At 56.7% G+C, this 21,324-nt stretch carries 27 protein-coding genes; 13 read left to right on the forward strand and 14 right to left on the reverse strand.

The window, feature by feature from the left end; translation table 11 throughout:
• Positions 1 to 165: 165 nt before the first annotated feature.
• The 5 genes from A7P95_RS00105 to A7P95_RS00125 form a co-directional block, all read right to left on the reverse strand.
• A complete protein-coding gene (locus tag A7P95_RS00105) occupies positions 166 to 978 on the reverse strand; it encodes a KilA-N domain-containing protein (RefSeq protein WP_067589355.1) in 813 nt (270 codons plus the stop codon).
• A 280-nt stretch (positions 979 to 1,258) separates the two neighbouring features.
• Positions 1,259 to 1,711 carry a hypothetical protein gene (locus A7P95_RS00110; protein WP_067589357.1) on the reverse strand — a complete coding sequence of 151 codons (453 nt, stop codon included), beginning with the start codon at positions 1,709 to 1,711 and terminating at the stop codon, positions 1,259 to 1,261.
• Positions 1,711 to 2,043: a DUF4282 domain-containing protein gene (locus A7P95_RS00115; RefSeq protein ID WP_067589360.1), complete on the reverse strand. Its 333-nt coding sequence runs from the start codon at positions 2,041 to 2,043 to the stop codon at positions 1,711 to 1,713. Before A7P95_RS00115 ends, A7P95_RS00110 begins: the two co-directional genes overlap by 1 nt.
• Before the next feature lie 11 nt (positions 2,044 to 2,054).
• The gene (locus A7P95_RS00120) at positions 2,055 to 2,264 is read right to left on the reverse strand and encodes a hypothetical protein (RefSeq protein WP_067589363.1); all 210 of its coding nucleotides are present in this window, start codon (positions 2,262 to 2,264) and stop codon (positions 2,055 to 2,057) included.
• A 436-nt stretch (positions 2,265 to 2,700) separates the two neighbouring features.
• Complete coding sequence (locus A7P95_RS00125; RefSeq protein ID WP_082890650.1) at positions 2,701 to 3,063, reverse strand: hypothetical protein; 363 nt, start codon at positions 3,061 to 3,063, stop codon at positions 2,701 to 2,703.
• Between A7P95_RS00125 and A7P95_RS11365 the strand changes: the two genes are divergently transcribed.
• The 10 genes from A7P95_RS11365 (at position 3,052) to dcd (ending at position 7,630) form a co-directional block, all read left to right on the forward strand.
• Complete coding sequence (locus tag A7P95_RS11365; RefSeq protein WP_156503430.1) at positions 3,052 to 3,378, forward strand: hypothetical protein; 327 nt, start codon at positions 3,052 to 3,054, stop codon at positions 3,376 to 3,378. The genes A7P95_RS00125 and A7P95_RS11365 overlap by 12 nt on opposite strands.
• A gap of 9 nt (positions 3,379 to 3,387) precedes the next feature.
• Positions 3,388 to 3,600 carry a hypothetical protein gene (locus tag A7P95_RS00130; protein ID WP_067589371.1) on the forward strand — a complete coding sequence of 71 codons (213 nt, stop codon included), beginning with the start codon at positions 3,388 to 3,390 and terminating at the stop codon, positions 3,598 to 3,600.
• Positions 3,569 to 3,715 (forward strand): hypothetical protein, encoded by a 147-nt coding sequence (locus A7P95_RS11370; RefSeq protein ID WP_156503431.1) that lies wholly within the window; start codon positions 3,569 to 3,571, stop codon positions 3,713 to 3,715. Before A7P95_RS00130 ends, A7P95_RS11370 begins: the two co-directional genes overlap by 32 nt.
• A 218-nt stretch (positions 3,716 to 3,933) precedes the next feature.
• Positions 3,934 to 4,419, forward strand: a complete 486-nt coding sequence (locus tag A7P95_RS10950; RefSeq protein ID WP_082890651.1) for a DUF4760 domain-containing protein — start codon at positions 3,934 to 3,936, stop codon at positions 4,417 to 4,419.
• A gap of 71 nt (positions 4,420 to 4,490) precedes the next feature.
• Positions 4,491 to 4,733: a hypothetical protein gene (locus A7P95_RS00140; protein WP_067589374.1), complete on the forward strand. Its 243-nt coding sequence runs from the start codon at positions 4,491 to 4,493 to the stop codon at positions 4,731 to 4,733.
• Positions 4,733 to 5,032 carry a hypothetical protein gene (locus A7P95_RS00145; protein WP_067589377.1) on the forward strand — a complete coding sequence of 100 codons (300 nt, stop codon included), beginning with the start codon at positions 4,733 to 4,735 and terminating at the stop codon, positions 5,030 to 5,032. Before A7P95_RS00140 ends, A7P95_RS00145 begins: the two co-directional genes overlap by 1 nt.
• Positions 5,033 to 5,034: 2 nt before the next feature.
• Positions 5,035 to 5,370 (forward strand): hypothetical protein, encoded by a 336-nt coding sequence (locus A7P95_RS00150; protein ID WP_067589380.1) that lies wholly within the window; start codon positions 5,035 to 5,037, stop codon positions 5,368 to 5,370.
• Between the two features lie 13 nt (positions 5,371 to 5,383).
• Positions 5,384 to 6,691, forward strand: a complete 1,308-nt coding sequence (gene bet, locus A7P95_RS12420) for a phage recombination protein Bet (RefSeq protein WP_082890652.1) — start codon at positions 5,384 to 5,386, stop codon at positions 6,689 to 6,691.
• Positions 6,692 to 6,773: 82 nt separating this feature from the next.
• The gene (locus A7P95_RS00165) at positions 6,774 to 6,953 is read left to right on the forward strand and encodes a hypothetical protein (RefSeq protein WP_067589382.1); all 180 of its coding nucleotides are present in this window, start codon (positions 6,774 to 6,776) and stop codon (positions 6,951 to 6,953) included.
• A 110-nt stretch (positions 6,954 to 7,063) separates the two neighbouring features.
• Positions 7,064 to 7,630 (forward strand): dCTP deaminase, encoded by a 567-nt coding sequence (gene dcd / locus A7P95_RS00170; protein ID WP_067589384.1) that lies wholly within the window; start codon positions 7,064 to 7,066, stop codon positions 7,628 to 7,630.
• A gap of 71 nt (positions 7,631 to 7,701) precedes the next feature.
• Here dcd and A7P95_RS00175 read toward each other — a convergent pair whose 3' ends face one another.
• The 3 genes from A7P95_RS00175 to A7P95_RS00185 form a co-directional block, all read right to left on the reverse strand.
• Positions 7,702 to 8,178 (reverse strand): Lrp/AsnC ligand binding domain-containing protein, encoded by a 477-nt coding sequence (locus A7P95_RS00175; protein ID WP_156503443.1) that lies wholly within the window; start codon positions 8,176 to 8,178, stop codon positions 7,702 to 7,704.
• 89 nt (positions 8,179 to 8,267) lie between these two features.
• On the reverse strand, positions 8,268 to 10,373 hold the full coding sequence (gene pnp, locus A7P95_RS00180) for a polyribonucleotide nucleotidyltransferase (protein ID WP_067589391.1): 2,106 nt from the start codon (positions 10,371 to 10,373) through the stop codon (positions 8,268 to 8,270).
• A gap of 391 nt (positions 10,374 to 10,764) precedes the next feature.
• A complete protein-coding gene (locus A7P95_RS00185; protein WP_156503432.1) occupies positions 10,765 to 11,241 on the reverse strand; it encodes a hypothetical protein in 477 nt (158 codons plus the stop codon).
• A gap of 182 nt (positions 11,242 to 11,423) precedes the next feature.
• Between A7P95_RS00185 and yccS the strand changes: the two genes are divergently transcribed.
• Complete coding sequence (yccS, locus tag A7P95_RS00190) at positions 11,424 to 13,646, forward strand: YccS family putative transporter (RefSeq protein ID WP_082890653.1); 2,223 nt, start codon at positions 11,424 to 11,426, stop codon at positions 13,644 to 13,646.
• Between the two features lie 61 nt (positions 13,647 to 13,707).
• Here the strand turns inward: yccS and A7P95_RS00195 are convergent, their stop codons facing one another.
• The 3 genes from A7P95_RS00195 to earP all read right to left on the reverse strand — a co-directional run bounded on the left by A7P95_RS00195 (position 13,708) and on the right by earP (position 16,542).
• Entirely contained in the window at positions 13,708 to 14,487 is a 780-nt protein-coding gene (locus A7P95_RS00195; protein ID WP_067589398.1) for a DsbC family protein, read from the reverse strand.
• 119 nt (positions 14,488 to 14,606) lie between these two features.
• Complete coding sequence (locus A7P95_RS00200; protein WP_156503433.1) at positions 14,607 to 15,344, reverse strand: hypothetical protein; 738 nt, start codon at positions 15,342 to 15,344, stop codon at positions 14,607 to 14,609.
• Positions 15,345 to 15,372: 28 nt separating this feature from the next.
• Positions 15,373 to 16,542 carry an elongation factor P maturation arginine rhamnosyltransferase EarP gene (gene earP, locus A7P95_RS00205; RefSeq protein ID WP_156503434.1) on the reverse strand — a complete coding sequence of 390 codons (1,170 nt, stop codon included), beginning with the start codon at positions 16,540 to 16,542 and terminating at the stop codon, positions 15,373 to 15,375.
• Between the two features lie 435 nt (positions 16,543 to 16,977).
• Here earP and A7P95_RS12280 point away from each other — a divergent pair, with 435 nt between their 5' ends.
• Both A7P95_RS12280 and prmC read left to right on the forward strand, forming a co-directional pair.
• Positions 16,978 to 17,100 carry a hypothetical protein gene (locus A7P95_RS12280; protein ID WP_281179393.1) on the forward strand — a complete coding sequence of 41 codons (123 nt, stop codon included), beginning with the start codon at positions 16,978 to 16,980 and terminating at the stop codon, positions 17,098 to 17,100.
• Between the two features lie 17 nt (positions 17,101 to 17,117).
• Entirely contained in the window at positions 17,118 to 17,933 is an 816-nt protein-coding gene (gene prmC / locus A7P95_RS00210; RefSeq protein WP_067589404.1) for a peptide chain release factor N(5)-glutamine methyltransferase, read from the forward strand.
• A gap of 222 nt (positions 17,934 to 18,155) precedes the next feature.
• Here the strand turns inward: prmC and A7P95_RS00215 are convergent, their stop codons facing one another.
• The 3 genes from A7P95_RS00215 to A7P95_RS00225 all read right to left on the reverse strand — a co-directional run bounded on the left by A7P95_RS00215 (position 18,156) and on the right by A7P95_RS00225 (position 20,828).
• The gene (locus tag A7P95_RS00215; protein ID WP_067589406.1) at positions 18,156 to 18,812 is read right to left on the reverse strand and encodes a CoA transferase subunit A; all 657 of its coding nucleotides are present in this window, start codon (positions 18,810 to 18,812) and stop codon (positions 18,156 to 18,158) included.
• 184 nt (positions 18,813 to 18,996) lie between these two features.
• Positions 18,997 to 19,944, reverse strand: coding sequence for a SphA family protein (locus A7P95_RS00220; RefSeq protein WP_067589409.1), 948 nt, complete (start codon positions 19,942 to 19,944; stop codon positions 18,997 to 18,999).
• A 53-nt stretch (positions 19,945 to 19,997) separates the two neighbouring features.
• A complete protein-coding gene (locus A7P95_RS00225; protein ID WP_067589412.1) occupies positions 19,998 to 20,828 on the reverse strand; it encodes a beta-keto acid cleavage family enzyme in 831 nt (276 codons plus the stop codon).
• Positions 20,829 to 21,324 lie beyond the last annotated feature (496 nt).

The raw sequence follows: 21,324 nt of genomic DNA on the forward strand, positions 1-21,324 counted from the left end.
CATTTTATTTGCTTTGGCCAAGGTATAGGGCCGACGACATTTCAAATATGGCGAATTCGCCATAATTAAAATTACACTGTCGCATGATGAAGTGAACTAGTTCCAAAATGGAACTAGTTCGAACCCAACCCCGTGAACGCATCACGGGGCTTGGGCTACCTGAAATCAAATATCAAAGCAGAGGCGGTGATACTGCTGTTTCTCCGCCGCATCCCCCGCCCACGGGAAGCTGTCAAAATATCGATGGTCGGGCAAGTTTACGCCCATATGGCGGGCGGTGGCGCGGATAAGCCGCATCGCATCTTTGGCATGGTCGCTGATACCTGCCGCCAGCGAACGATTGAATAACCTGAATGCCGCATCATGATAATAGATGAACTCCGCACAGAATAAAGTATGGAACAGCATTGGTTCGAGATTTGGCAGTGTGGGCGGTAGCCTGTCCAACACTTCGCCGCTGATGCCGTCATGCAGCATCAAACTGTGAACATAAGCCACCGCAGACGGCAACAGCGGCGCCGCAATCTGCTCGATTTTCTCCACACCGAAGCGCTGATGCACCATCTTAAACGCCGTGGAGAAATCCAGATTGCGGCGGATGGCGAAAGCCTTCACCGCATCCACCAAGCCGCGCCGCTCGTCTATCGTGGTTTGGGTTCCCAGTTTGGGGCTACCTGAAACATCTTCCTGCGTATCGAGAAACGCGCGGATAACCTTCAGCGAGAAGGCCGGGGAAATCCACATGCCGTAGTGAACCACAAGCTCTTTGCTTACGAATGTGCCAAGTTTTTGTTTTTTCTGAATAGCTCGAATTTGAGCTTTTTCCAATTCAGCAATTAAATCAGCAGTTTGCTGGTTACGCAGCCAGTTTGCTGGTTTATTTTTTTCTAAACCGCCTGCTGCTCGATGTAAGTCATTGAGAGAATAAAGGTTGTCGAATTGACGGATAGCCACATTGGCCACAGAGATTGCGTTCATGATGAACTCCTAGACAGATTAGTTAGTGATTGCCGCTGAATAGGGCGGCGGGCTTCAACTACCGTGTCTAGACGGCTCGCAGTATTCCCCGAAGGTGTTGTATTTCTGCGTATAGACCCGCCAGAGAAACTTGGCGTTTTGTGCCGCTAATCTCATGCAAGGAGAGAGCAACGAAACCGATAGGCACAAAAAATGCGCACTGACGGGGCGGATATCCGCTAGACAATTAGTAGTGCGCTCATCATAAACAAAACCCCCTGCAAATGCAAGGGGCTGGCGTTTACCTGTTTCTCAACTGCCGATAATCAATGGCTCTGCTATATGATGAATTATCTATCATCGGGTCTGACCGAACCATTTCGATACAGCGATTTTGTATGATAATTTGCTGGTCTCTCCATTTACTTGTAGGCAAGGTACCATCAAAAATTTGGGTTCGGATTTGGCGTGCCATCGCTATTAAATCCTGATACGAGGCCATAGATGACAAAGAGTAAGCGCCATCCCTAGCAATAGATTCCATAGCATAAGCACTGACTTTCTCATCCGCCGCTTGAAGAGAGTATTGTCCAGTATAGGCAAAGTTATAAGCGTTTTGAGTGAATGAAATAAATCCCCTTAATGTTTGGCATTGCTCCGGCCCATCATCCCCTGCTGGCAATATAGACTTCACTTCCGCTATAGATGGCAGGGAGATTGACAACAATATGATAAATAATATTTTTTTCATCATTACTCTCCTTGTCTCGGATATTTCCTATTTTGCTCAATCAAATAGCCGATTCTCTCGGCAGTCTTGTAGGTGTTCTGTTGGATTTTGAACATAACCACAGTAAATTCAGCCCACAAGCGAATAATCAGGTTGCCGAATATCAGCAAGCCCAAACCTGCGAATATCCCCATCACACCGCCGACCTGCTGCGCCTCAATCTGCGACTGCCCGCCGGCAAACCCGCCCATCATCAAGCCGATGGCGAACAGGTTATTGACCAATAGCAGCAGCCAGTAAATTAAAGTGATGATTTTAGTGGATAAAACAGAATCCAGGAAAAATATGCTACGCATTTTGCACCCCCTTAATCGCCTTCTTCAGTCGGGTATAGTTCAGACAGCTTGGCAAATTCAAGAGCCAGCTTTTGGTTTAAGTTTGCCAACTCCAAGAAATTTTGCGCAACTTGCTCATGATTGCCGTTATACAGAATCCGGGCATTCGTTTCATGCCAACCGGCAATATTTTGATTTATTTTTGAAATCTTCTCTAAAATCTTTTTCTTTGAATCACTCATCTTTCATCTCCTAAAAAAAATCCCGCTTGTGGTACAGTTGAAGCTCGACCAACAACTATCCCAAAGGGGATTTTATGCCAAAATTCAGCCTCGACCTAGCAACCAATACTTGGACGGCCAAGCAATATATCCGTGTAACAACCGACTATACCTGCGAATGCGGGAATAGGATGGAAATTCAGATTGATTGGCCGGAAAAGGTTTCAATGACCTCCCAAATAACCCTTAACAATCTGAATTGTCCTCAGTGTCATGCTCCCGTGGTGTTGCCAAGGGCACATTACTTTGTTGAGGGCTATCGCTTGTTATCAAAGCCGATTGAGGAGGAATGATACCCTTCGCCTCTACCCTATCGCAAGTAACGATAATTTTGTCATTACTTGCGGATATTGAACTCATGCCGATTATGTTCATAATCATTTCCTAATACAATTGTTTACCCAATAATCTTAGTTTGCCTAAACTCTGGCTCCAGTTTGCAAATGGCGCTATTGAGCAGCCCCGCCACAATTTCCCCAACCTGTTTCTTTTTCCGCCACAACGTTACGCGCCCAATATCAAATCTGTCTTGTATCTGCATCTGCTTGGGGCTACCTGAAAAAATATGCGACAGCAGGGCATCACAAAGCAACAAGGGAATGCCTTGCTGCTGATCCAGGATGTAGCTGCTCAAATCCACGATACGGCTCAAATTGCTGCCGTATTGGGCTTCTACGGCGCAAAGCTCCAAATGGTTTAGTAGCCGTTCCACCCGCGCCCGTATCATCGCACTGTTTGCGTGCCAGTCATGTTGTGTCATCCCTTGTCCGCCACCACGGCTTACGCCCTTATCCTCTACCCAGTGGCAAATTTGTGCGGTGTTGTTCAAGCCGCCCAGCTCAATAGCTACCTCGCCAGCCTAGACCGCGATAGTGATATTGAGAGTAAGGCAGACGAGATGATTGAGGAGAGCATCCTCAGCGACATCATGCCCCGCCTCAGCCCCGCCGCCCAAGACGAAGTAAGGCGAATCGTGCTGGAGATGGCCGAAGAAATCCTTGAGCGCGAAGCTGAAGCAGTACGGCGCGAGCGCGAAGACGAAGCCCGCTTCAAGCGCGATTACCAAGATTATTAGGAGAGCAGCATGAACATCAGCATAGACGGCGACCTCGAGCAGGCCGTTCCAATCGTACAACGCGCCGCCGACTTGTTGGAAGTAACGCGGCTTGACGAGATTATCAACGAGCTCAGCCGAGACAGCCAAAACGAGATACGCAGCATCCTGCTCAAACGAGCCGAAGCCATACTCGCGGATGAGGCCGAGGATGAGAGATGGGAGCGGCAACGCGCCGCCTGACACGATACGCCCGCCCAACGGCGGGCTACCTGAAAATAACTGGCAGCGAGAGAGCATCCCCCAGCCGGCGGTGGGGCAAAACACCGGCAGCAGGCGGCGGCTGAACTCCTTGTAAGGGTAATCCCCCTCTAACTACCGAGCGCCTGCACCTTTACATAGGCAATTCTTGAAAATAGTTTAGCGATGCCGTATATTATTAGCCAAAGCAGGAGTAGCAAAAATTACAAAACATCTCACGGGTATGTTGTTGGTGAAAGCAGCAACTTATATTTTTAACTTTAAAATAAGGAGTTTGCAATGAAACATATTTACTCAGAGGGCTGGGAAGTCTAAATGGGCTTTTTAAATTTAATAGCAGGGCTAGGTACATGTATCGCAACAATGTATCTAGCCATTTTTGCGTATGCACAAGTAACACTATCCAAACGGCAAAATCAGCAAAAATCCACGGTAGACCTCCTTATTTCCAATAATAGCAATCAGCATTACCGTGAACAGCGGCAAAAATATCTCAATATGCGCCGCAACGGAGAAAATTTTACTGCTTTAGCGTGCAAAATATCAGAGAAGGGGGAACACGAGAACAAGAATATTGTCGTTCTTGATGTTCTGAACTCGATAGAGTTTATTTGTGTTGGCATCAAAGAAAATATTTTTGATGAAGCTGTATATAAGCGCATGAGTCGAAGTAGTGTCATCAATGATTGGCATGCCCTCAAGCCATATATCATGGAATTGCGTAAGTTAAACAATAATAACGATAAGTTATTCTGCGAATTTGAATGGTTAGCTGAAAAATGGATTAGCGAAGAGAAGTAGTCCTTAACATCTAAGAAACAATAGCTTTGAGCCGTCTCACAAGAGGCGGCTTTTTTCATGGAGACCTAAAAATGAAAACCCATATCGCCGCTTGGATAGCGGCTATTTTTATGGGCGCGGCCTTTGTCGCCATGCCCACCCTAGACAGCCAAGACCAGTATTTACAAACAGTCCAAACAGAGACTGCCGCCGAACGGGTAGCCAAGCTAGACCGCCAAGCCTCACAAGAGGCCGCCGAACTGGAGCGGCAATATCAAGAGATGGACGACGTGCAGATTATGCGCGGCGTGGTGTATGAGCCGGAGGGGAAGTAATGCAAGTCATCACCCGCTACAACAAACCCCGCCCTGGGAAAGTAACTATCAGCCTAGAGCATCGCCGCATTCTCACCAGCCCCTCCACGAAAGAGGCGCACGAGTGGAAGGGATTAAAGACCAAGCGCGGCGTAGTTATATACGCTGAGTATATATTCCCCATCACCGAAACCGCCGCCATTACCGACTGCCAGAACAAATTTTACCAACAGATGAGCGAACGCATCGAAGCCGGCCGCCGCAATTTAAACCACCTCCCAGCCGCCATCAAACGGACAGGGAATAAACGGAAAGATTAGCAATGAGCAAAAGCCAAGAATTAATTGCAAAGCAACACCCCGTCAGCGCGGGCGATATTCTAGGTATGGTTGCCGGCCTTGCCGCTGCTGCCATACACATTTACGAAACCGAGCCAAGCGGGAAACTTAGCCAACTGTTTGCCCTCGAAGGCATCCCGCCCACCTATCAACTCATTAAGCCGATTGCAGAGGAAGCAAACCAACTGGCCGCGGCAAACGATACTGAAGCAGATGACTTTCTAAAATTCGTTACAGCAGTCATCTCGCTACTGGATAAGGCCAGCGAAAAAGCAAACGAGCTTGGCTTGTCCGAAGCGGCCCCACCGACCATCCAATAACCGGAGCTAAATTATGACCCAAAACACCCAACTGACAACCCTATCCAACAAACTTGCCGCCCAGTTCGATTTGGGCAGCGGCGAAGGCTTGCTCGACACGCTCAAGCGCACCGCCTTCAAAGGCAATGTATCAGACGACCAAATGGCCGCGCCGCTGATTGTGGCCAACCAATACCGCTTAAATCCATGGACGAGCAAAATCTACGCCTTCCCCAGTCAAGGCGGCATCGTTCCCGTAGTCGGCGTAGATGGATGGGCGCGCATCATCAACGGCAATGCCCAATTTGACGGCATGGACTTTGAGCAAGACGAAGATAGCTGCACCTGCCGCATCTACCGCAAAGACCGCGCCCATCCCGTAAGCGTTACCGAATACATGGACGAATGCAAACGCAACACCGCCCCGTGGAAATCCCACCCGCGCCGGATGCTTCGCCACAAAGCCATGATACAGGCCGCCCGCTTGGCATTTGGCTTCGCCGGTATTTATGACGAGGACGAAGCCGAACGCATCAAAGATGCCAAAGACCACGCCCCCACCAATGCCGCCAGCCGCAACACCATTTCCAGCGCCAACAACGCCGTGCGCAAGCTGTCTAAGTTTTTCGGCGGGGACAACCCGGCGCCGTTGGATGAAATCGAGCCGGCACACGTCCGCCGTTATCTCGACTGGCGCAAAGACACCCCCGGCGGCGCCAACAACGAAATCGGTTATCTCAGCGCCATCTTTAACTATGCCAGAGAGCAGGGTTGGACAAGCAAAGAAAACCCCTGCCGCAACGTCAAGAAGCACAGCAAGAAGCGCCGTGAGGTTTATATTGAGGATTACCTGTATCAGGCCGTCTATCAGGCTGCCAGCCAGCAGATGCGTGATTTAATGGACATTGCCTACATCACCGGCCAGCGCCCTGTTGATATAGTCGGCATTCACAGCAGCCACATCCACGAAGGCATCCTGCATATCAGCCAACAGAAAACAGGTGCCAAACTGCGCTTTGAAATCAGCGGCAAGCTCAAAGAAATCATCGACCGCATCCACCAAGATAACGGCTACCTGTTCCTCAACAGCCACGGGAAACCACTGACCCGCGACTCTTTAGGCAGGCAGTTTCTAGAGTTGCGCAAAACCGTCATGCAGCAACGACCGGAACTAGCGGAAGAGCTGTCCAATTTCCAGTTTCGAGATTTGCGCGCCAAAGCCGCCACGGACATTTACCTGGCTGCCGACACCCGCAGCGCTTCCGACCAACTTGGCCACGCCTCTGAGCAGATGACCAAAACCTACATCCGGCGCGGTAAAATACTCAAGCCGCTAAAATAGAGTTTGCGGAACACCTCTAGAAATTGCGGAAATATAACGGCTGCCAAAAGATGAATTATGCTTATGCAGTATATGCTTATCTATGGCAGCCGTCTTGATGCTTGATTATTCGGTAAACTGCGACTACTATCTCGCCGCCTACCTGCAATACCCGCTATTCCGCAACAAGCCCAAGAGCGATTTCCTGCGCCCCTATTTTGATTTGTGGCAGCAGGGCTACGGCTTTGCCTTAGACAAAGACTGCCTGTATCTCACCCGATAAACATCAGTAAAGGCTACCTGAAAACCCAACCAGCAATTTTTAGCTGCGCAGAAACTCGCGAAGCTCGTTTTCAGGTAGCCTCCAAGCCACCCCCAACCTAGGACAACACCATGAGCATCAAATCCGACCGCTGGATCCGCCGCATGGCCGAAGAGCACGGCATGATCGAGCCCTTCGAGCCCGGCCAAATCAAAGAGCAAGACGGCCGCCGCATCATCTCCTACGGCACATCGAGCTACGGCTACGACATCCGCTGCGCCAACGAATTCAAAATCTTCACCAACATCAACAGCACCATCGTCGACCCGAAAAACTTCGACCCGAAAAACTTCGTTACCGTGGAAGACGACTGCTGCATCATCCCGCCCAACTCCTTCGCCCTGGCGCGCACGGTGGAATACTTCCGCATCCCGCGCAACGTGCTCACCGTGTGCCTGGGCAAATCCACCTACGCCCGCTGCGGCATCATCGTAAACGTTACCCCCTTCGAGCCGGAGTGGGAAGGCTACGTTACGCTGGAATTTTCCAACACCACGCCGCTGCCCGCCAAAATCTACGCCGGCGAAGGTGTAGCGCAAGTCCTCTTCTTCGAGAGCGACGAAGTGTGCGAAACGTCCTACAAAGACCGCAAAGGCAAATACATGGGGCAAACTGGCGTTACCCTGCCCAAGGCATAAGCCGCCGCCACGATAAAGGCTACCTGAAAACCATTTTTCAGGTAGCCTTTTGCTTCGATACGGCTCAGTTTCTACTCTTCCCAATCCTCCAGCGCCAGCGGGCCGTTTTCCTTCACTTCCTCCATCACCACATAGCTGCGGCTTTCCACCGCCGAGGGCAGTTGCAGCAGGATTTTGCCGAGCATGTCGCGGTAGGCGGACATGTCTTGCAGGCGCACTTTGATCAGGTAGTCGTATTCGCCCGACACAAGGTGGCATTCGAGAATCTGTGGAATCTGCTGCACTTCGCGGCGGAATTCTTCAAAAATATCGCCGGATTTGGAATGCAGCTTGATTTCCACAAACACCAAAAGGCCGTAGCCGAGCCGGGCGGGATTGAGGCGGGCGTGGTAGCCGGTGATGTGGCCGTCGCGTTCCAGCCGGCGCACGCGTTCGGTAACGGGCGTGGCGGAGAGGCCGACGCGCTCGGCCAGCTCGGTCATGCTCAGGCGGGCGTTTTCCTGCAAAAGCTTGAGGATGCGGTAGTCGATGCTGTCGGCTTCTTTCAGTTGTCGGTTGGGCATGGACGTCTCCTATGATTGGAAAGACTATCTGAAAACGGTGCAGCGGTTTTCAGGTAGCCTTGATTGTTGCGCGCTTATTGCTCGCGGATTTGGTCGAGCAGGGCTTTCATGGAGAGGCGCACGCGGCCGCGGTCGTCTACTTCCAGCGCTTTCACGCGCACGTTTTGGCCGACTTTGAGGTAGTCGTGCACGTCTTTCACGCGCTCGTGGGCAATCTGGCTGATGTGCACCAGGCCGTCTTTGCCAGGCATCACGGATACGATGGCGCCCACGTTGTTGTCCAAAATCTTAATCACCACGCCGTTGTACACCTGGCCCACTTCCACTTCGGCGGTGATTTCTTCGATGCGCTTGCGGGCAGCTTCTACGGATTCCACATTCACGGCGGCGATGGTGATGGTGCCGTCGTCTTCGATGTTGATTTCGGTGCCGGTTTCGGCGGTGAGGGCGCGGATGGTTTCGCCGCCTTTGCCGATTACGTCGCGGATTTTGTCTTGGTTAATCTTCATGGTGAAGAGGCGCGGGGCGTGCTGCGAGAGCTCCTGCGGGCCGGCCACGGCGGTTTGCATCTGCTGGAGGATGTGCAGGCGGGCTTCTTTGGCCTGCGCCAGGGCAATCTGCATGATTTCTTTGGTGATGCCTTGGATTTTGATGTCCATTTGCAGGGCGGTAACGCCTTCGGTGGTGCCGGCCACTTTGAAATCCATGTCGCCGAGGTGGTCTTCGTCGCCCAGAATATCGGTAAGCACGGCGAATTTGTTGCCTTCCAAAATCAGGCCCATGGCGATGCCGGCCACGTGGGCTTTCAGCGGCACGCCGGCGGAGAGCAGGCTCAGGCAGCCGCCGCACACGGAGGCCATGGAGGAAGAGCCGTTGGACTCGGTGATTTCAGACACCACGCGCATGGTGTAGCTGAAATCTTCGGGCGCGGGCAGCACAGCCAGCAGGGCGCGTTTGGCCAGGCGGCCGTGGCCGATTTCGCGGCGTTTGGGCGCGCCCATGCGGCCGACTTCGCCGGTGGAATAGGGCGGGAAGTTGTAGTGCAGCATGAAGCGGTCGGTGTATTCGCCGCTCAGGGCGTCGATGATTTGCTCGTCGCGCTGGGTGCCGAGGGTGGCCACGGCCAGGGATTGGGTTTCGCCGCGGGTGAAGAGGGCGGAGCCGTGGGTGCGCGGCAGCACGCCGGTTTGGATGTTGATGGGGCGCACGGTGCGGGTGTCGCGGCCGTCGATGCGCGGCTGGCCGGCCAGAATCTGGCCGCGTACCACGTCGGCTTCCAAATGCTTGAAAATGCCTTTGATTTCGTTGGCGGCCAGGGTGTCGGTGTCTTCCGTGATCAGGGCTTCTTTCACGGCGGCCCAGGCTTCGTCCAGCTTGGCGCTGCGGGCTTGTTTCTGGCGGATTTTGAAGGCTTCCTGAATGGTGGCGCCGGCGATTTCGCGCACTTTGGCCACCAGTTCGGCGTTGGTTTCGGGCGCCTGCCAATCCCACACTTCGGGGTTCACTTCGTCGGCCAGTTCGTTGATGGCGCGGATCACGGCCTGCATTTCATCGTGGCCGTATACCACTGCGCCGAGCATCACGTCTTCGGGCAGAATCTGCGCTTCGGATTCCACCATCAGCACGGCCTGCGCGGTACCAGCCACCACCAAATCCAGCCGCGAACGGGAAAGCTGGGTTTTGGTGGGGTTCAGCACGTATTGGCCGTCCACATAGCCCACGCGCGCGGCGCCGATGGGGCCGGCAAAGGGCACGCCGCTCAACACCAGCGCGGCAGAAGCGCCGATCATGGCGGGGATGTCGCTGTCAATTTCAGAATCGCAAGACACAACCATGGCCACGATTTGGATGTCGTGGTAGAAGCCTTCGGGGAAGAGCGGGCGGATGGGGCGGTCGATCAGGCGGCTGGTGAGGATTTCTTTTTCGCTCTGTTTGCCTTCGCGCTTAAAGAAGCCGCCGGGGATTTTGCCTGCGGCGTAGGTGCGCTCCAGATAATCCACGGTGAGCGGGAAGAAATCCTGCCCGGCTTTCACTTCTTTATTGGCGGTAACGGCCACCAGCACCACGGTTTCGCCCATGGACACTTTCACTGCGGCGGCGGCCTGGCGGGCGATTTCGCCGGTTTCGATGGAAACGGTGTGCTGGCCGTATTGGAAGGTTTTCACGTGTTTGTTAAACATAAATATTCCTTTAAAACAGAAGCCGCTGCCGCTAAAACACTAAGCATGCACCCGCCGCGCAAGCGCATGGTTAGGGTTTCAGACAGGCAGGGCCGGATGGGAAAATAAACAATCGGCTCAGGCTACCTGAAAAAACCAAAGGCAGCCCGAAACCGGCGCGCATTCTAACACGCCGCCGGGCGGATTGCACCGTATAAACAAGATAATCCGTTTTTCAGGTAGCCTCTGCGCCTGCCTGAGGCTACCTGAAAATAGCTGCGGGCTAGGCGCCTTGCTGAAACGTGGTTTTCGGGCGGCTTATTTTTTCAGGTAGCCTGCAATGGTAGGGAGAAAAGCAGCCTCGGAGATACGGGGCGATTAGTTGGAAGTTGCCTGCGTTCCACACACCTAATCAAACAGGCTGCCCCTGCTGGAAATACAGTTGATACTTTTCAAAAGCATCCTGCCATATCAAATGTCGGTTGGCCGTGAGCGTGGCCAGGATAATCTGCACCAATTTGTTTTGATCTTGTTCGGCGATTTCGTTTGCGCCACAATAAGTTTTGTGCAGCTGCTTGAGCGTTTCGCTATCGGGCGGATTGAGCGGTATTGCTTGATTTTTGTCTATCGCGCAATAACCAAAGCCATCAAATGAAACAGCGTGCAAGCACAGGCATTGTTTGTTGGCGGCAACGAAATCAACACCGATGCTGCCGGAGAAAAAATGATAATCGCCGGAACGGAATTGGGGAACGGGGCAGAAATGGTGTTCATCAGATAACATGATTCTCTCTGTCTTATGCAGCTGTTTTAAAAACATTTTAGTATACCCAATCTTTGGACTGCCTGAAACCGCCCTCTCTTTCCCGAAGCCTTTCCAGTCCGGCAAAACACGAAGCCTAAGCACGATACAAAACAAATTTCAAATCGCCGACACATCATTTTTCAGGTAGCCTCTGCGTGGGCAAGGAGGCTACCTGAAAATCCCAGCAGCAGCAAAAGCCGCGCCCGTATCACGCCGCGCCCCGCCTGCGCTACAATACCGCCCTTTCCCCTTCCGCCCCCTTCCCCATGCTCCGCCCTTCCCGCCTCAAATGGTTTTCCGCCCGTATGCTGGCCGCGCTGCCGATGTTTGTGAGCGTGAGCACCGCCGTGCTGGCCGTGTGGTATTGGCAAAAGCCGCTGATGTGTATGCCGCTGGTGCTCGGCGTGATTGCCGGCGCGCTGGTGGATTTGGACAACCGCCTCACCGGCCGCATCAAAAACGTGCTGCTCACCATCGCCGCCTTCAGCGTGTCCTCGCTCGCCGTGCAACTCACCTTCGGCCGGCCGCTGCTCTTCCTCGCAGCCATGACCGCGCTCACCTTTATCTTCACCCTCTCCGGTGCCGTCAGCCTGCGCTACCGCACCATCTCCTTCGGCACGCTGGTGGTGGCGCTCTACACCATCCTCACGCTCAACCACAGCATGGCCTGGTATGCCAACACCCTGCTGATTTTGTGCGGCACCCTGCTCTACAGCGGCAACACCCTGCTGCTGCACCTCATCCTGCCCCACCGCCCCGTGCAAGACAGCATGGCCGCCGCCTATGGCGAGCTGGCCGCCTACCTCGACATCAAAGCCCAATTCTTCGACCCCGACGACACCGAGCAGCTCGAACAGCGCCAAATCGAGCTGGCCATGCAAAACGGCAAAGTCATCGCCACCTTCAACCAAGTGCGCAACGCCCTGTTTTACCGCATGCGCGGCCAACACCGCCACCCGCGCACCACCCGTATGCTGCACGACTACCTCGCCGCGCAAGACATCCACGAGCGCGCCGCCTCCAGCTACATCGGCGAATACCGCCGCTTCGTGGCCAATCTCAGCCACAGCGACCTCATCTTCCGCATCCAGCGCCTCATCGAATGGCAGGCGCAGGCCTGCCGCGACACCGCCCAAAGCCTGCGCCAAGGCCTCGAGCCGCCCGATAACGCCAAGCTCGGCAAACTGATGGACGGCATCCGCCGCTCCCTGCAACACCACCAAGCCGACCCCGCCGCCGCCAATCCCGATTTGCCCCGCCTGCTCGACAACCTCGGCGGCATAAACTACCAGCTCACCCACCTCGCCCGCATCCAAAGCCCCGCGCCCGACGGCGGCAACAGCGAGCAAACCCGCATCTTGCGCGAAGAGGCCGGCGGCTGGCGCCACATCGCCGGCATCCTGCGCAGCCATTGCCATTTCGATTCCGCCGTATTCCGCCACGCCGTGCGCCTGTCAATTGTCGTATCCGTGTGCATCGCCCTGGTGGAAAGCCTCAAGCTGCCCATGGGCTACTGGATACTGCTCACCGCCGTATTTGTGTGCCAGCCCAACTACTCCGCCACCAAAAGCCGCCTCGCCCAGCGCATGGCCGGCACCCTAGCCGGCGTGGCTGCCGGCTCCCTGCTGCCCTATTTCACCCCCTCACTGCCCACCCAGCTTGCCGTGGTCGCCCTTTCCAGCACCCTGTTTTTCTTCTTCCGCACCAACAAATACAGCTACTCCACCTTCTTCATCACCATCCAAGCCATCACCAACCTCTACATCGCCGGCCTGCACGGCGCCGACGCCCTGCCCTGGCGCCTGCTCGACACCCTCATCGGCTGCGGCATCGCCTGGTGGGCCGTTTCCATGCTCTGGCCCGACTGGCACTACCTCTCCCTGCCCCGCACCGCCGGCCAAGCCCTCGCCAGCCACGCAGGCTACCTGAAAACCATCGCCTGCCAGCTGCAAAAAGGCAGCCACAGCGACGATACTGCCTATCGCAGCGCACGCCGCCGCGCCCACGAAAGCGCCGCCCAACTCAGCAGCACCCTCTCCGACATGTCCGGTCAGCCGCAAAAATACGCCGCCCACCTGCCCGGCGGCTTCACCCTGCTCAAAACCGTATACGCCCTCAGCGCCTACATCTCCGCCCTCGGCGCCTACCGCCACCGCCTCAGCACCGAGCAAGCCGACCCCGCTTTCCTCCAAGCCTTCCGCACCGCCGCCGAGCACACCGCCGATTTGCTCACCCGCCTGCCGGAGCTGCCCAGCCAAGATTTTCAGGTAGCCTATGCCGCCCTGCAGCAGCAGCTCGAACGCCTCCGCCCCAACGAATGCAGCCCCCTGCCCCACCCACACACCCTGTGGCAACAACTCCGGCTCATCGCCAAACTCCTGCCCCCCGCCCACCAAGCCCTGCACGCCGAAACCGCCCCGCCGCTGCCGAACCAAGCAAACGACACCCCGCCGTCAGCGGCTAACCCGCCCGGGAAAAAGGCTACCTGAAAAATATTTTTCAGGTAGCCTTTTTCCCGGGCGGGCCAGCCGCTGCAAATCTGCCCAAACCTTATTTCTGGTTCGCCTCCAGCGCTTCCTGCAAGGCCTCTTTCGGCATATAGCCGGCCACGATTTTGCCGTTGGGGAACACGATGGTGGGCGTGCCGTTGAAGCCGAAGCGGTTGCCCAGCGCCATGGTGTCGCGCACGGGGTTGTCGCAGCCGGCGGATTCGGGCGGCACGGTGCCTTTGCGCATCCAGCCGGTCCAGGCGGCGGTGCGGTCGGGGCTGCACCAGATGCGGATGGCTTTGGCCTCGGCGGCGGGGTGCAGGTCGGGGATGGGCATGAGGAAGTTGTAGATGGTGATGTCGGTCATCTGCTCGAATTCTTTTTCCAGGCGGCGGCAGAAGGGGCAGTCGGGGTCGGAGAACACGGCCACTTGGAGCTTGCCGTTGCCGCGCACTTCTTTGATGGCGGAATCGAAAGGCAGGGCGACATAGTCGATGCGGTTGAGCTCGTCGCGGCGGGCTTCGGAGAGGTTGCTGCGTTTGTTTACGTCAATCAGGTCGCCGGTAAACATATAGCCGCCGTCGGCAGTCATATACACCAGCTGGTTGTCGTTGAGGAACACTTCATACAGGCCGCTCACGGGGGCGGGGGATACGCTCAACACTTCAATGCCTTGGTTGCCGTAGGTTTGGGTGAGCTTGCTGCGGATGGCGGCTTCGGGGCTGCCGGCGGGCGCGGATGCGGCGGCGGGCTGGGAGGCGCCTTGGGCGGCGGGCTGGGCGTTGCAGGCGGCCAGGGGCAGCAGCAGCGCCAGCATGATGGTGGAGAGGGTGTGTTTCATGGGTTTGTTCTCGTTGGAAGGGTTAAAACGCGGGCATTATACAGAAATCTGCACGGGATGGTTTTCAGGTAGCCTGTTTGCGGCTTGAGGCTACCTGAAAAATCTTCCGCGCATAAAAACTAGGCTTCGGGATGAGTTTGCTTTGTCTGTTTGTGGCGGCGATACCGAGAGATACCAAGGATAATGCCCCACAGAATTAATATGAACAGCCAAATCGGCCAAAGGAACATCGGCCATACCAGGTTGTAAATTGAACCGGGATAGTAACTTTCAAATTGTAAGGGAGGATTGCCGATTAGGGTAACACGCTCCCCTGCCAATACCGGGCTGACTTTTTCCACGGTAATGCTGCCTTTATTCCAGCCGGGGCGTTCGTGCAATTGGCATGTGGGGACAAAGTAGAATGCTTTACCGCTTCCATCGGCCGGGGTACTCAATTGTCGGCATTGCACGTGGTAGCCCATCGTGCTGGTTGGCAAAGCCTGATAGCGGCAGGTTTGGCCGTTTAAGCTGATGGCAACGTACACCGGCTCGCCGGGGTTGTTGAAACGCAAGATCCAGTGGGTTTTCCATTCCTCCGTATCATCGTTATTGGTGCTGTATTCCCCTAGCTCCGGCCGATTGGATTCAGCATAAAAACATTGCCGATACCAAACCTTTTCCGTGCTAAACGGTCGGAACACCCCAAATTCGGCCGTTTCTCCTTGGCGCAATACCATTTCGGTGCCGCTGGATGATGTGGACAACATAAACAAGCCCATCATCACGCCAAATACGGCCACTGCCGCCAGCCAAATCTTCACCGACAGCGACATCTTGTTCTTGCTGCCCATATCGTGTCTTTCTATGGTTTCCACGGATTTCCGTATCCTACACCCTCCCCGCTCAGCCCAACAGCCCCGGCCAGCGTGCCAGCACGCGTTCCACCGCGTCGCTTTGGCGCAGCAGTTCGCGCTGCCATTGCGCGGCGGCGTGCTGCCACTGCGGCAACTGTTGCAGCAGCGCCCGCCAGCATTCGGCGCGGGCGGCGGGAGCGAGCGCGGCGGCGCCGTTCAAATCGTCGGAAAGGGCCGGGTGGGCGGCAGGCAGCGGGGCATGCCCGGCAGCTTTGTGCCAGAAGGCGTGCAGCTTGGGCAGATGCGCCTGCTCGGCCTGCGGATAGATGTGCCACAACAAGGGCTTGCCGGTGAGCTGGGCGCGCACGAAGCTGTCTTCGCCGCGCACCAGCGCCACGTCGGCCAGCCACAGCACGGCGTCAAACTCGGCCTGCGGCACAAAGCCAATGCGGACAAGGCGCACCGCGCCGGCCTGCCACACGTCGCCGACCCGGCGAAGGGCGTGCGCGGGAATGGCGCCGGCTTGGCGCAGGCTGTCGATCACCTGATGATCGGCCAGCCACACTTCTAGCGGTTCGCCCGCCGCCTGCCAAGCGGCCAGCCAATCTGCCCACACGGCGCCGGCATAGCCGAAGCAGAAGCAGCGCACGGCGGAGCCCGAGTTTTCAGGTAGCCCCAAACGTTGGCGCAGGGCGGCTTGGGCGGCGGGGCTGGCAAGAAAGGCCTGCTGTTTTTTCAGGTAGCCTGCTTCGCGCAGCAGGCCGCCGCTGTGCTCGCTGAAGCCCATCAGCCAAAAGTATTTTTCGCTGCCGTCGGCTTGCAGCGAGGGCTTGCCGTGCATGGCTTCGGCCCAGGGCTCGGCGTTGAGGTATTCCCAGTTGAGCCACAGCGGGCGGTGGGCGCGGACGGCGGCGAGCGCGGCGGGTGGCAAATCGCAGCCGAAGGTTTCCACCACCAGCGCGGGCGCGGCGGCGGCCAGCTCGGCGGCAATGCTTTCGGCAGCATCATCCTGCCAATGGTGCAGGCGGATAGGCTCGGGTGGCGGGGCAGCACCGAGCAGCTTGGCCAGCGCGGCGGGGCTGTCGTGCCATAAGGCTATCTGAAAACCGGCTTCGTGCAGGCGGCAGGCCAAGCGCCACGACACGCCGATGTCGCCGTAGTTGTCGATTACGCGGCAAAACAGCCAGGCGGCGGGCTGGAAACGGGGGGATTGGGGCACGATGTTCCTTGCTTGGCAAAAATTCAGACGGGACGGGAATTTACGTTATCCGCGCCGCCTGTCAAGCTTTTTGGCGGAAATTTTTTCGGTTTTCCCACAACGGGCTAAGCAGCGCGCCGCCGGATTGGCGCAAAGGCTCAATTCTCGGGCTTGACAAGATTTATTTACACTTAACTCGTTGATATACATAAAACTCATAAAAATTGGCCATTTTTTATGCAAGCTAAGCGGAGGCCTGATTTATCAGGCAATCCGGCGCTTCCCACAGGGTTTTCCACAAAGTTTTCCACAGCTTTTGTGGGTAAGGTAGAAAGCTGCGGGCGGCGCGATTTTTTGGCAGATTATTGCCTTCCCCGCGCCGGCGGCGGGGTGGGGCATCGGCGGGGAGGATGGGGCGGAAAACCTCCCCTTTCAATCAAGCCGAAGCAGCTAAGCTTGGCGCTGGGATTGGCATTTTCAGGTAGCCTGTTGCCGCCCAAAAGGCTACCTGAAAAACATACTGCGCCGCCATCCGCCTTTTGCCGCGCCGCCGATTCGGCTACCATAAGCGCCGTTTGATCCGAAAGCCTCCTCCCATGACCTTCCAACAATGGCTGCAACAAAGCGGCCTGCCCCGCGCCGAAGCGCGCCTGCTGGTAGAAGCCGTGTGCCGCCTGCCCCATGCCCGCCTCATCAGCCGCGGCGGCGACCCCGTGCCGCAGCCGCAACTGGCCGTGCTCAACATCCTGGCCGCGCGCCGCCGCCGAGGCGAGCCGATGGCCTACCTGCTCGGCAGCCGCGAGTTTTACGGCCGCCCCTTCCGCGTCTCCCCCGCCGTGCTGATTCCGCGCCCCGAAACCGAGCTCTTGGTGGAAGCCGCGCTCGAGCGCCTGCCGCCCGGCGGCCGCCTGTGGGACTTGGGCACCGGCAGCGGCATCATCGCCCTCACCGTGGCGCTGGAGCGGCCCGACGCCGCCGTGCGCGCTTCCGACATCAGCCCCGCCGCGCTGGCCGTGGCGCAGGCCAACGCCGCCGCGCTCGGTGCCAATATCGAATGGGCGCAAGGCTCTTGGTTTGCCGCCCTGCCCGCCACAGAAGGCCAGTTTGACATCATCGCCAGCAACCCGCCCTACATCGAAGCTGCCGACCAGCATTTGCAGCAAGGCGACCTGCGCTTCGAGCCCGCCGCCGCCCTCACCGATTTCGCCGACGGCCTCAGCCACATCCGCACCCTCGCCGCCCAAGCTCGAGGCTACCTGAAACCCGGCGGCTGGCTGCTGCTCGAACACGGCTGGAACCAAGGCGCCGCTGTGCGCGCCATCCTCGCCGAACACGGCTGGCAGCAAGTGGAAACCCTGCCCGATTTGGCCGGGCTGGATCGGGTGAGCATCGGGCAGAAGGGGGCGGAGTAAGCCGTTTACGACAAAGGCATATCCTTGCCTGCGGCATTCGCCAGCCTGGCCGGATTCCCCATGCTGCCTGCCGCCCGCTATCTGGTAGGAAAAAGTGCTTTCGCCATATGATGCCCACACGCAAAAGGCTACCTGAAATGCCAATGCCGAGGTTCACCACGTCGCCCGCTTTGAAAAAGCTGGCCACTTTTTGTGCGATTTGCTCTTTTACGTTAGACATCGTTATGCCTCCTCGTTGCTCAAAATCATGTCCACATACACGCCGGGCGTGATGATAGCTTCAGGATCCAGCTCGCCCACTTCCACAATCTCGTCGGCCTGCACGATCACCAGATCGGCGGCAGTGGCCATGGCGGCGTTGAAGTTGCGCGCGGCGCCTTTGTAGACCAGGTTGCCCAGCTTGTCGGCCTTGTGGGCGCGGATGAGGGCGATTTCGGCGCGGAAGGGCGGCTCGAAAATGTATTTTTCGCCGTCCACTTCCATCACTTTGCGGCCTTCTTCGGCAATCGTGCCCAAGCCGGATTTGGTCAGCACGCCGCCCAAGCCGGCGCCGCCGGCGCGGATTTTTTCTGCCAGCGTGCCTTGCGGGTAGAGCGTGAGTTTTAATTTGCCGCTGTGCACCAGGTCGCTCACGGGCGGGTTCATGCCGATGTGGGAATGGTGGCTTATGGCAACCTGCTGGTTGTCGAAGATTTTGCCGATGGTGATGCCGGGGTCGCCGGCGTCGTTGGAGATGACTTCCAGGTTGTTGAAGCCGTGCTCCACGATGATGTCCACCAGGCGTTCGGGGCAGCCGGTGTTGGCAAAGCCGCCCACCATGATTTTCATGCCGTTGTGGAATTTTTTGGCAATTTCGCTTTTGGAAACAATTTTGCTCATGGGGATTCCTTGATAGCTGTAGTTTGCGGGGAGGGAGGCCTGCTTCCGATAAAGGGAAGAAGCCGCCCTTGGTCTTGAAATGCGGCCTTGGGGCTACCTGAAAGCGCTGGCTTCAACGAAGTTAAATGTGTTTTGCCGCAACCCTGCTGCGCGGCAGCTGGTGTTTTTCAGGTAGCCTTCCGGCTTATTGCAGCGGTACGGATACGCCGAAGTGCAGGAAGCTCATGCGCGGTTCGTTGCGGGAGCGCACCGAGGTGAGGAAGCGGCTGTTTACCGAGAATTTGCCGAAATCATAGGCCACCATCGGACCGAACATGATGTGTTCGGCGCGCTTGCCGGCGGCGGAAATCTGGCCGTTGGGGCCAACGGCTTCGGGCACGGTCACGCCGTTTACCTTGTCGTCGCGGAACTGCTTGGTCCAGTTGCCCAGCGCGCCCACTGTCCACCTGCCGATTTTGCGGGTGGCGGTTAAGTCTAGGTAATAGGTGTTGCCGGAGCGGTATTGGGTGCGCTTGTTGGACATGTTGAAGTCCACCGTGTTGTTCATGGTGAACGCCCAGTCGTCTTTGAAATAGGTGAGGGCAACATTGGGCTGGATGGTGTAAAAGCGGTTGGCGAGGTTGTCGGTGGTGGTGGTGTCGCGGCCTTCGGCAGCGTTGTAGGCGTAGCTGTGTTTGCCGTTGCGCAGCACCACGGCGGTGCCGGCGCCCAGGTGGAAGCCGTCGCCCAAATCCCACGACAGCATGGCGGGCATCAGCACGGTGCTCATGGCGCCGTTGCTGCGGTCGGTTTGGCCGTTGATGGTGACTTCAGCGATTTTGTAGGGCTGGGCGATGCCCATGGCGTAGCGTGCACCGAGCACTTTATACGGGGTGGACCACACCAGCGAGGCCACCATGCTGGTGTTGCCGGCTTCGAGGTCGATGCCGGCTTTGTCGCCGCTGCCGTTGCGCAGTTTGCCCCATTCGTAGTCTACGTCGTAGCCGAAATACAGGCCGGGCGGGGGCAGGGCACCGGTGTGCGAGCCGGTGGTGGCGCCGGGCTGCATGGGGCTCACGCCTTCTTGGGCGTGCGCAATGCCAAATGGCAGCAGCAGGGCGGCCAACAGGGAAAGTTTGAAACGGGTGTTCATGTGTTTTGCTCCTCTTTATTTTCAGGTAGCCTGCGGGGCTACCTGAAAATTCGTTATCCGCGTTTTTTCAAGCCCAAAATGGCGCGGGCTTCATCCGGCGTGGCCACGGCTTTGTCGGCTTCGTGGATGATGCGGATGGCGCGTTCGGTGAGGGAAAGGTTGGTGGCGAGCACGCCTTTGGAGTAGTAGACGTTGTCTTCCAGGCCCACGCGCACGTGGCCGCCCATGGCCAGGGTGGTCAGCATGATGGGCAGGTGGTCGCGGCCGATGCCGAAGGCGCCCCAGGTGGCGTCTTTGGGCAGCAGGTTGCGCAGGTACACCAGGTCTTCCACCCGCGCGGAAGCGGCGCCCAACACGCCCAGCACCAGCTGGAAGTGCATCGGGGAGGCGAGGAAGCCTTTGGCGTTAAAGTATTTCACGCAGGCGTGGATCATGCCGCTGTCGAAAATCTCGATTTCGGTTTTGATGCCCAGCTCCTGCATGGTTTGGCCGAGCTTGGAAAGGAATTCGGGGCTGTTTTCAAACACGCCGCCGGGCAGCCAGTTGAACGAGCCGGCGTCGAAGGAGGCGATTTCGGGCTGCACATAAGCCAGGTGTTCCATGCGCTGCTCGTAGCTGGCGCGGTGGTCGCCGGCGGTGGTCACGTTGATGACGATGTCGCAGGTGTCGCGGATGCGGTCGATGGTTTCTTTGAATTTGTGTTTGTCCATCGTGCCCAGGCCTTGGTCATCGCGCATGTGCAGGTGCACCACGGAAGCGCCGGCCTTCCAGCATTTGTAGGCGTCTTCGGCGATTTCTTTCGGCGTGATCGGCACGTGGGGATTCAGCTCTTTGGGGGTAACGGCGCCGGTGGTGGCTACGGTGAGAATAACTTTGTCGCTCATGGTCTGTACCTCTTCAACGGAATATTTAAGGGGAGATTGCAGATGGCTCCGCAACGATGCTGCGAAGCATTAGACACCAGCGGCCAAATAAACTGAAATGCTATTTATGCGCCTGCTTATGTATTTTTTAGATAAGTGCCAAACCATTGGCGGCATCAAGAAGAGCGGCGGGCAGGCTACCTGAAAAACCAAAACGCGCACCAAGCCAAAACCCAATCCGGCCGGCTTCCGCAGCATGGGCAAACCCTGCGCCCGAGCCAGCATAACGCGTTACCCAACGCAGCAAAAGGCTACCTGAAAACTGGTTTCAGGTAGCCTCTTATTTTGCCCGCATCGGCAGGCATTCACTTCCTAATTAAAGCTCAAATTATTGTTTAACAAAGACTATTCGAATACAGCATAACAAAAACCCGAAATAGAATTTCCCGCCGCAAACAGCGGGCGTTAATCTGCCGCCACTTTCAGCGCAACGCCGCCCCGGCACGTTGCCCAACTG

Origin of the sequence: Eikenella longinqua (genome assembly GCF_001648355.1) — a bacterium.
GTDB classification, from domain to species: Bacteria; Pseudomonadota; Gammaproteobacteria; order Burkholderiales; family Neisseriaceae; genus Eikenella; species Eikenella longinqua.

Bases quoted from the DNA above. Each gene is read 5' to 3' on its own strand.
- A7P95_RS00145 (WP_067589377.1), top strand. From the start codon at position 4,733: ATGCAAGTCATCACCCGCTACAACAAACCCCGCCCTGGGAAAGTAACT.
- A7P95_RS00110 (WP_067589357.1), bottom strand. From the start codon at position 1,711: ATGATGAAAAAAATATTATTTATCATATTGTTGTCAATCTCCCTGCCA.
- dcd (WP_067589384.1), top strand. From the start codon at position 7,064: ATGAGCATCAAATCCGACCGCTGGATCCGCCGCATGGCCGAAGAGCAC.
- A7P95_RS00195 (WP_067589398.1), bottom strand. From the start codon at position 14,487: ATGAAACACACCCTCTCCACCATCATGCTGGCGCTGCTGCTGCCCCTG.
- A7P95_RS10950 (WP_082890651.1), top strand. From the start codon at position 3,934: ATGGGCTTTTTAAATTTAATAGCAGGGCTAGGTACATGTATCGCAACA.
- bet (WP_082890652.1), top strand. From the start codon at position 5,384: ATGACCCAAAACACCCAACTGACAACCCTATCCAACAAACTTGCCGCC.
- A7P95_RS00120 (WP_067589363.1), bottom strand. From the start codon at position 2,264: ATGAGTGATTCAAAGAAAAAGATTTTAGAGAAGATTTCAAAAATAAAT.
- A7P95_RS00220 (WP_067589409.1), bottom strand. From the start codon at position 19,944: ATGAACACCCGTTTCAAACTTTCCCTGTTGGCCGCCCTGCTGCTGCCA.
- A7P95_RS00125 (WP_082890650.1), bottom strand. From the start codon at position 3,063: ATGACACAACATGACTGGCACGCAAACAGTGCGATGATACGGGCGCGG.
- A7P95_RS00165 (WP_067589382.1), top strand. From the start codon at position 6,774: ATGGCAGCCGTCTTGATGCTTGATTATTCGGTAAACTGCGACTACTAT.
- A7P95_RS00115 (WP_067589360.1), bottom strand. From the start codon at position 2,043: ATGCGTAGCATATTTTTCCTGGATTCTGTTTTATCCACTAAAATCATC.
- A7P95_RS00225 (WP_067589412.1), bottom strand. From the start codon at position 20,828: ATGAGCGACAAAGTTATTCTCACCGTAGCCACCACCGGCGCCGTTACC.
- yccS (WP_082890653.1), top strand. From the start codon at position 11,424: ATGCTCCGCCCTTCCCGCCTCAAATGGTTTTCCGCCCGTATGCTGGCC.
- A7P95_RS00140 (WP_067589374.1), top strand. From the start codon at position 4,491: ATGAAAACCCATATCGCCGCTTGGATAGCGGCTATTTTTATGGGCGCG.
- pnp (WP_067589391.1), bottom strand. From the start codon at position 10,373: ATGTTTAACAAACACGTGAAAACCTTCCAATACGGCCAGCACACCGTT.
- A7P95_RS00150 (WP_067589380.1), top strand. From the start codon at position 5,035: ATGAGCAAAAGCCAAGAATTAATTGCAAAGCAACACCCCGTCAGCGCG.
- A7P95_RS00215 (WP_067589406.1), bottom strand. From the start codon at position 18,812: ATGAGCAAAATTGTTTCCAAAAGCGAAATTGCCAAAAAATTCCACAAC.
- A7P95_RS11370 (WP_156503431.1), top strand. From the start codon at position 3,569: ATGAGAGATGGGAGCGGCAACGCGCCGCCTGACACGATACGCCCGCCC.
- A7P95_RS00105 (WP_067589355.1), bottom strand. From the start codon at position 978: ATGAACGCAATCTCTGTGGCCAATGTGGCTATCCGTCAATTCGACAAC.
- A7P95_RS00130 (WP_067589371.1), top strand. From the start codon at position 3,388: ATGAACATCAGCATAGACGGCGACCTCGAGCAGGCCGTTCCAATCGTA.
- A7P95_RS11365 (WP_156503430.1), top strand. From the start codon at position 3,052: ATGTTGTGTCATCCCTTGTCCGCCACCACGGCTTACGCCCTTATCCTC.
- prmC (WP_067589404.1), top strand. From the start codon at position 17,118: ATGACCTTCCAACAATGGCTGCAACAAAGCGGCCTGCCCCGCGCCGAA.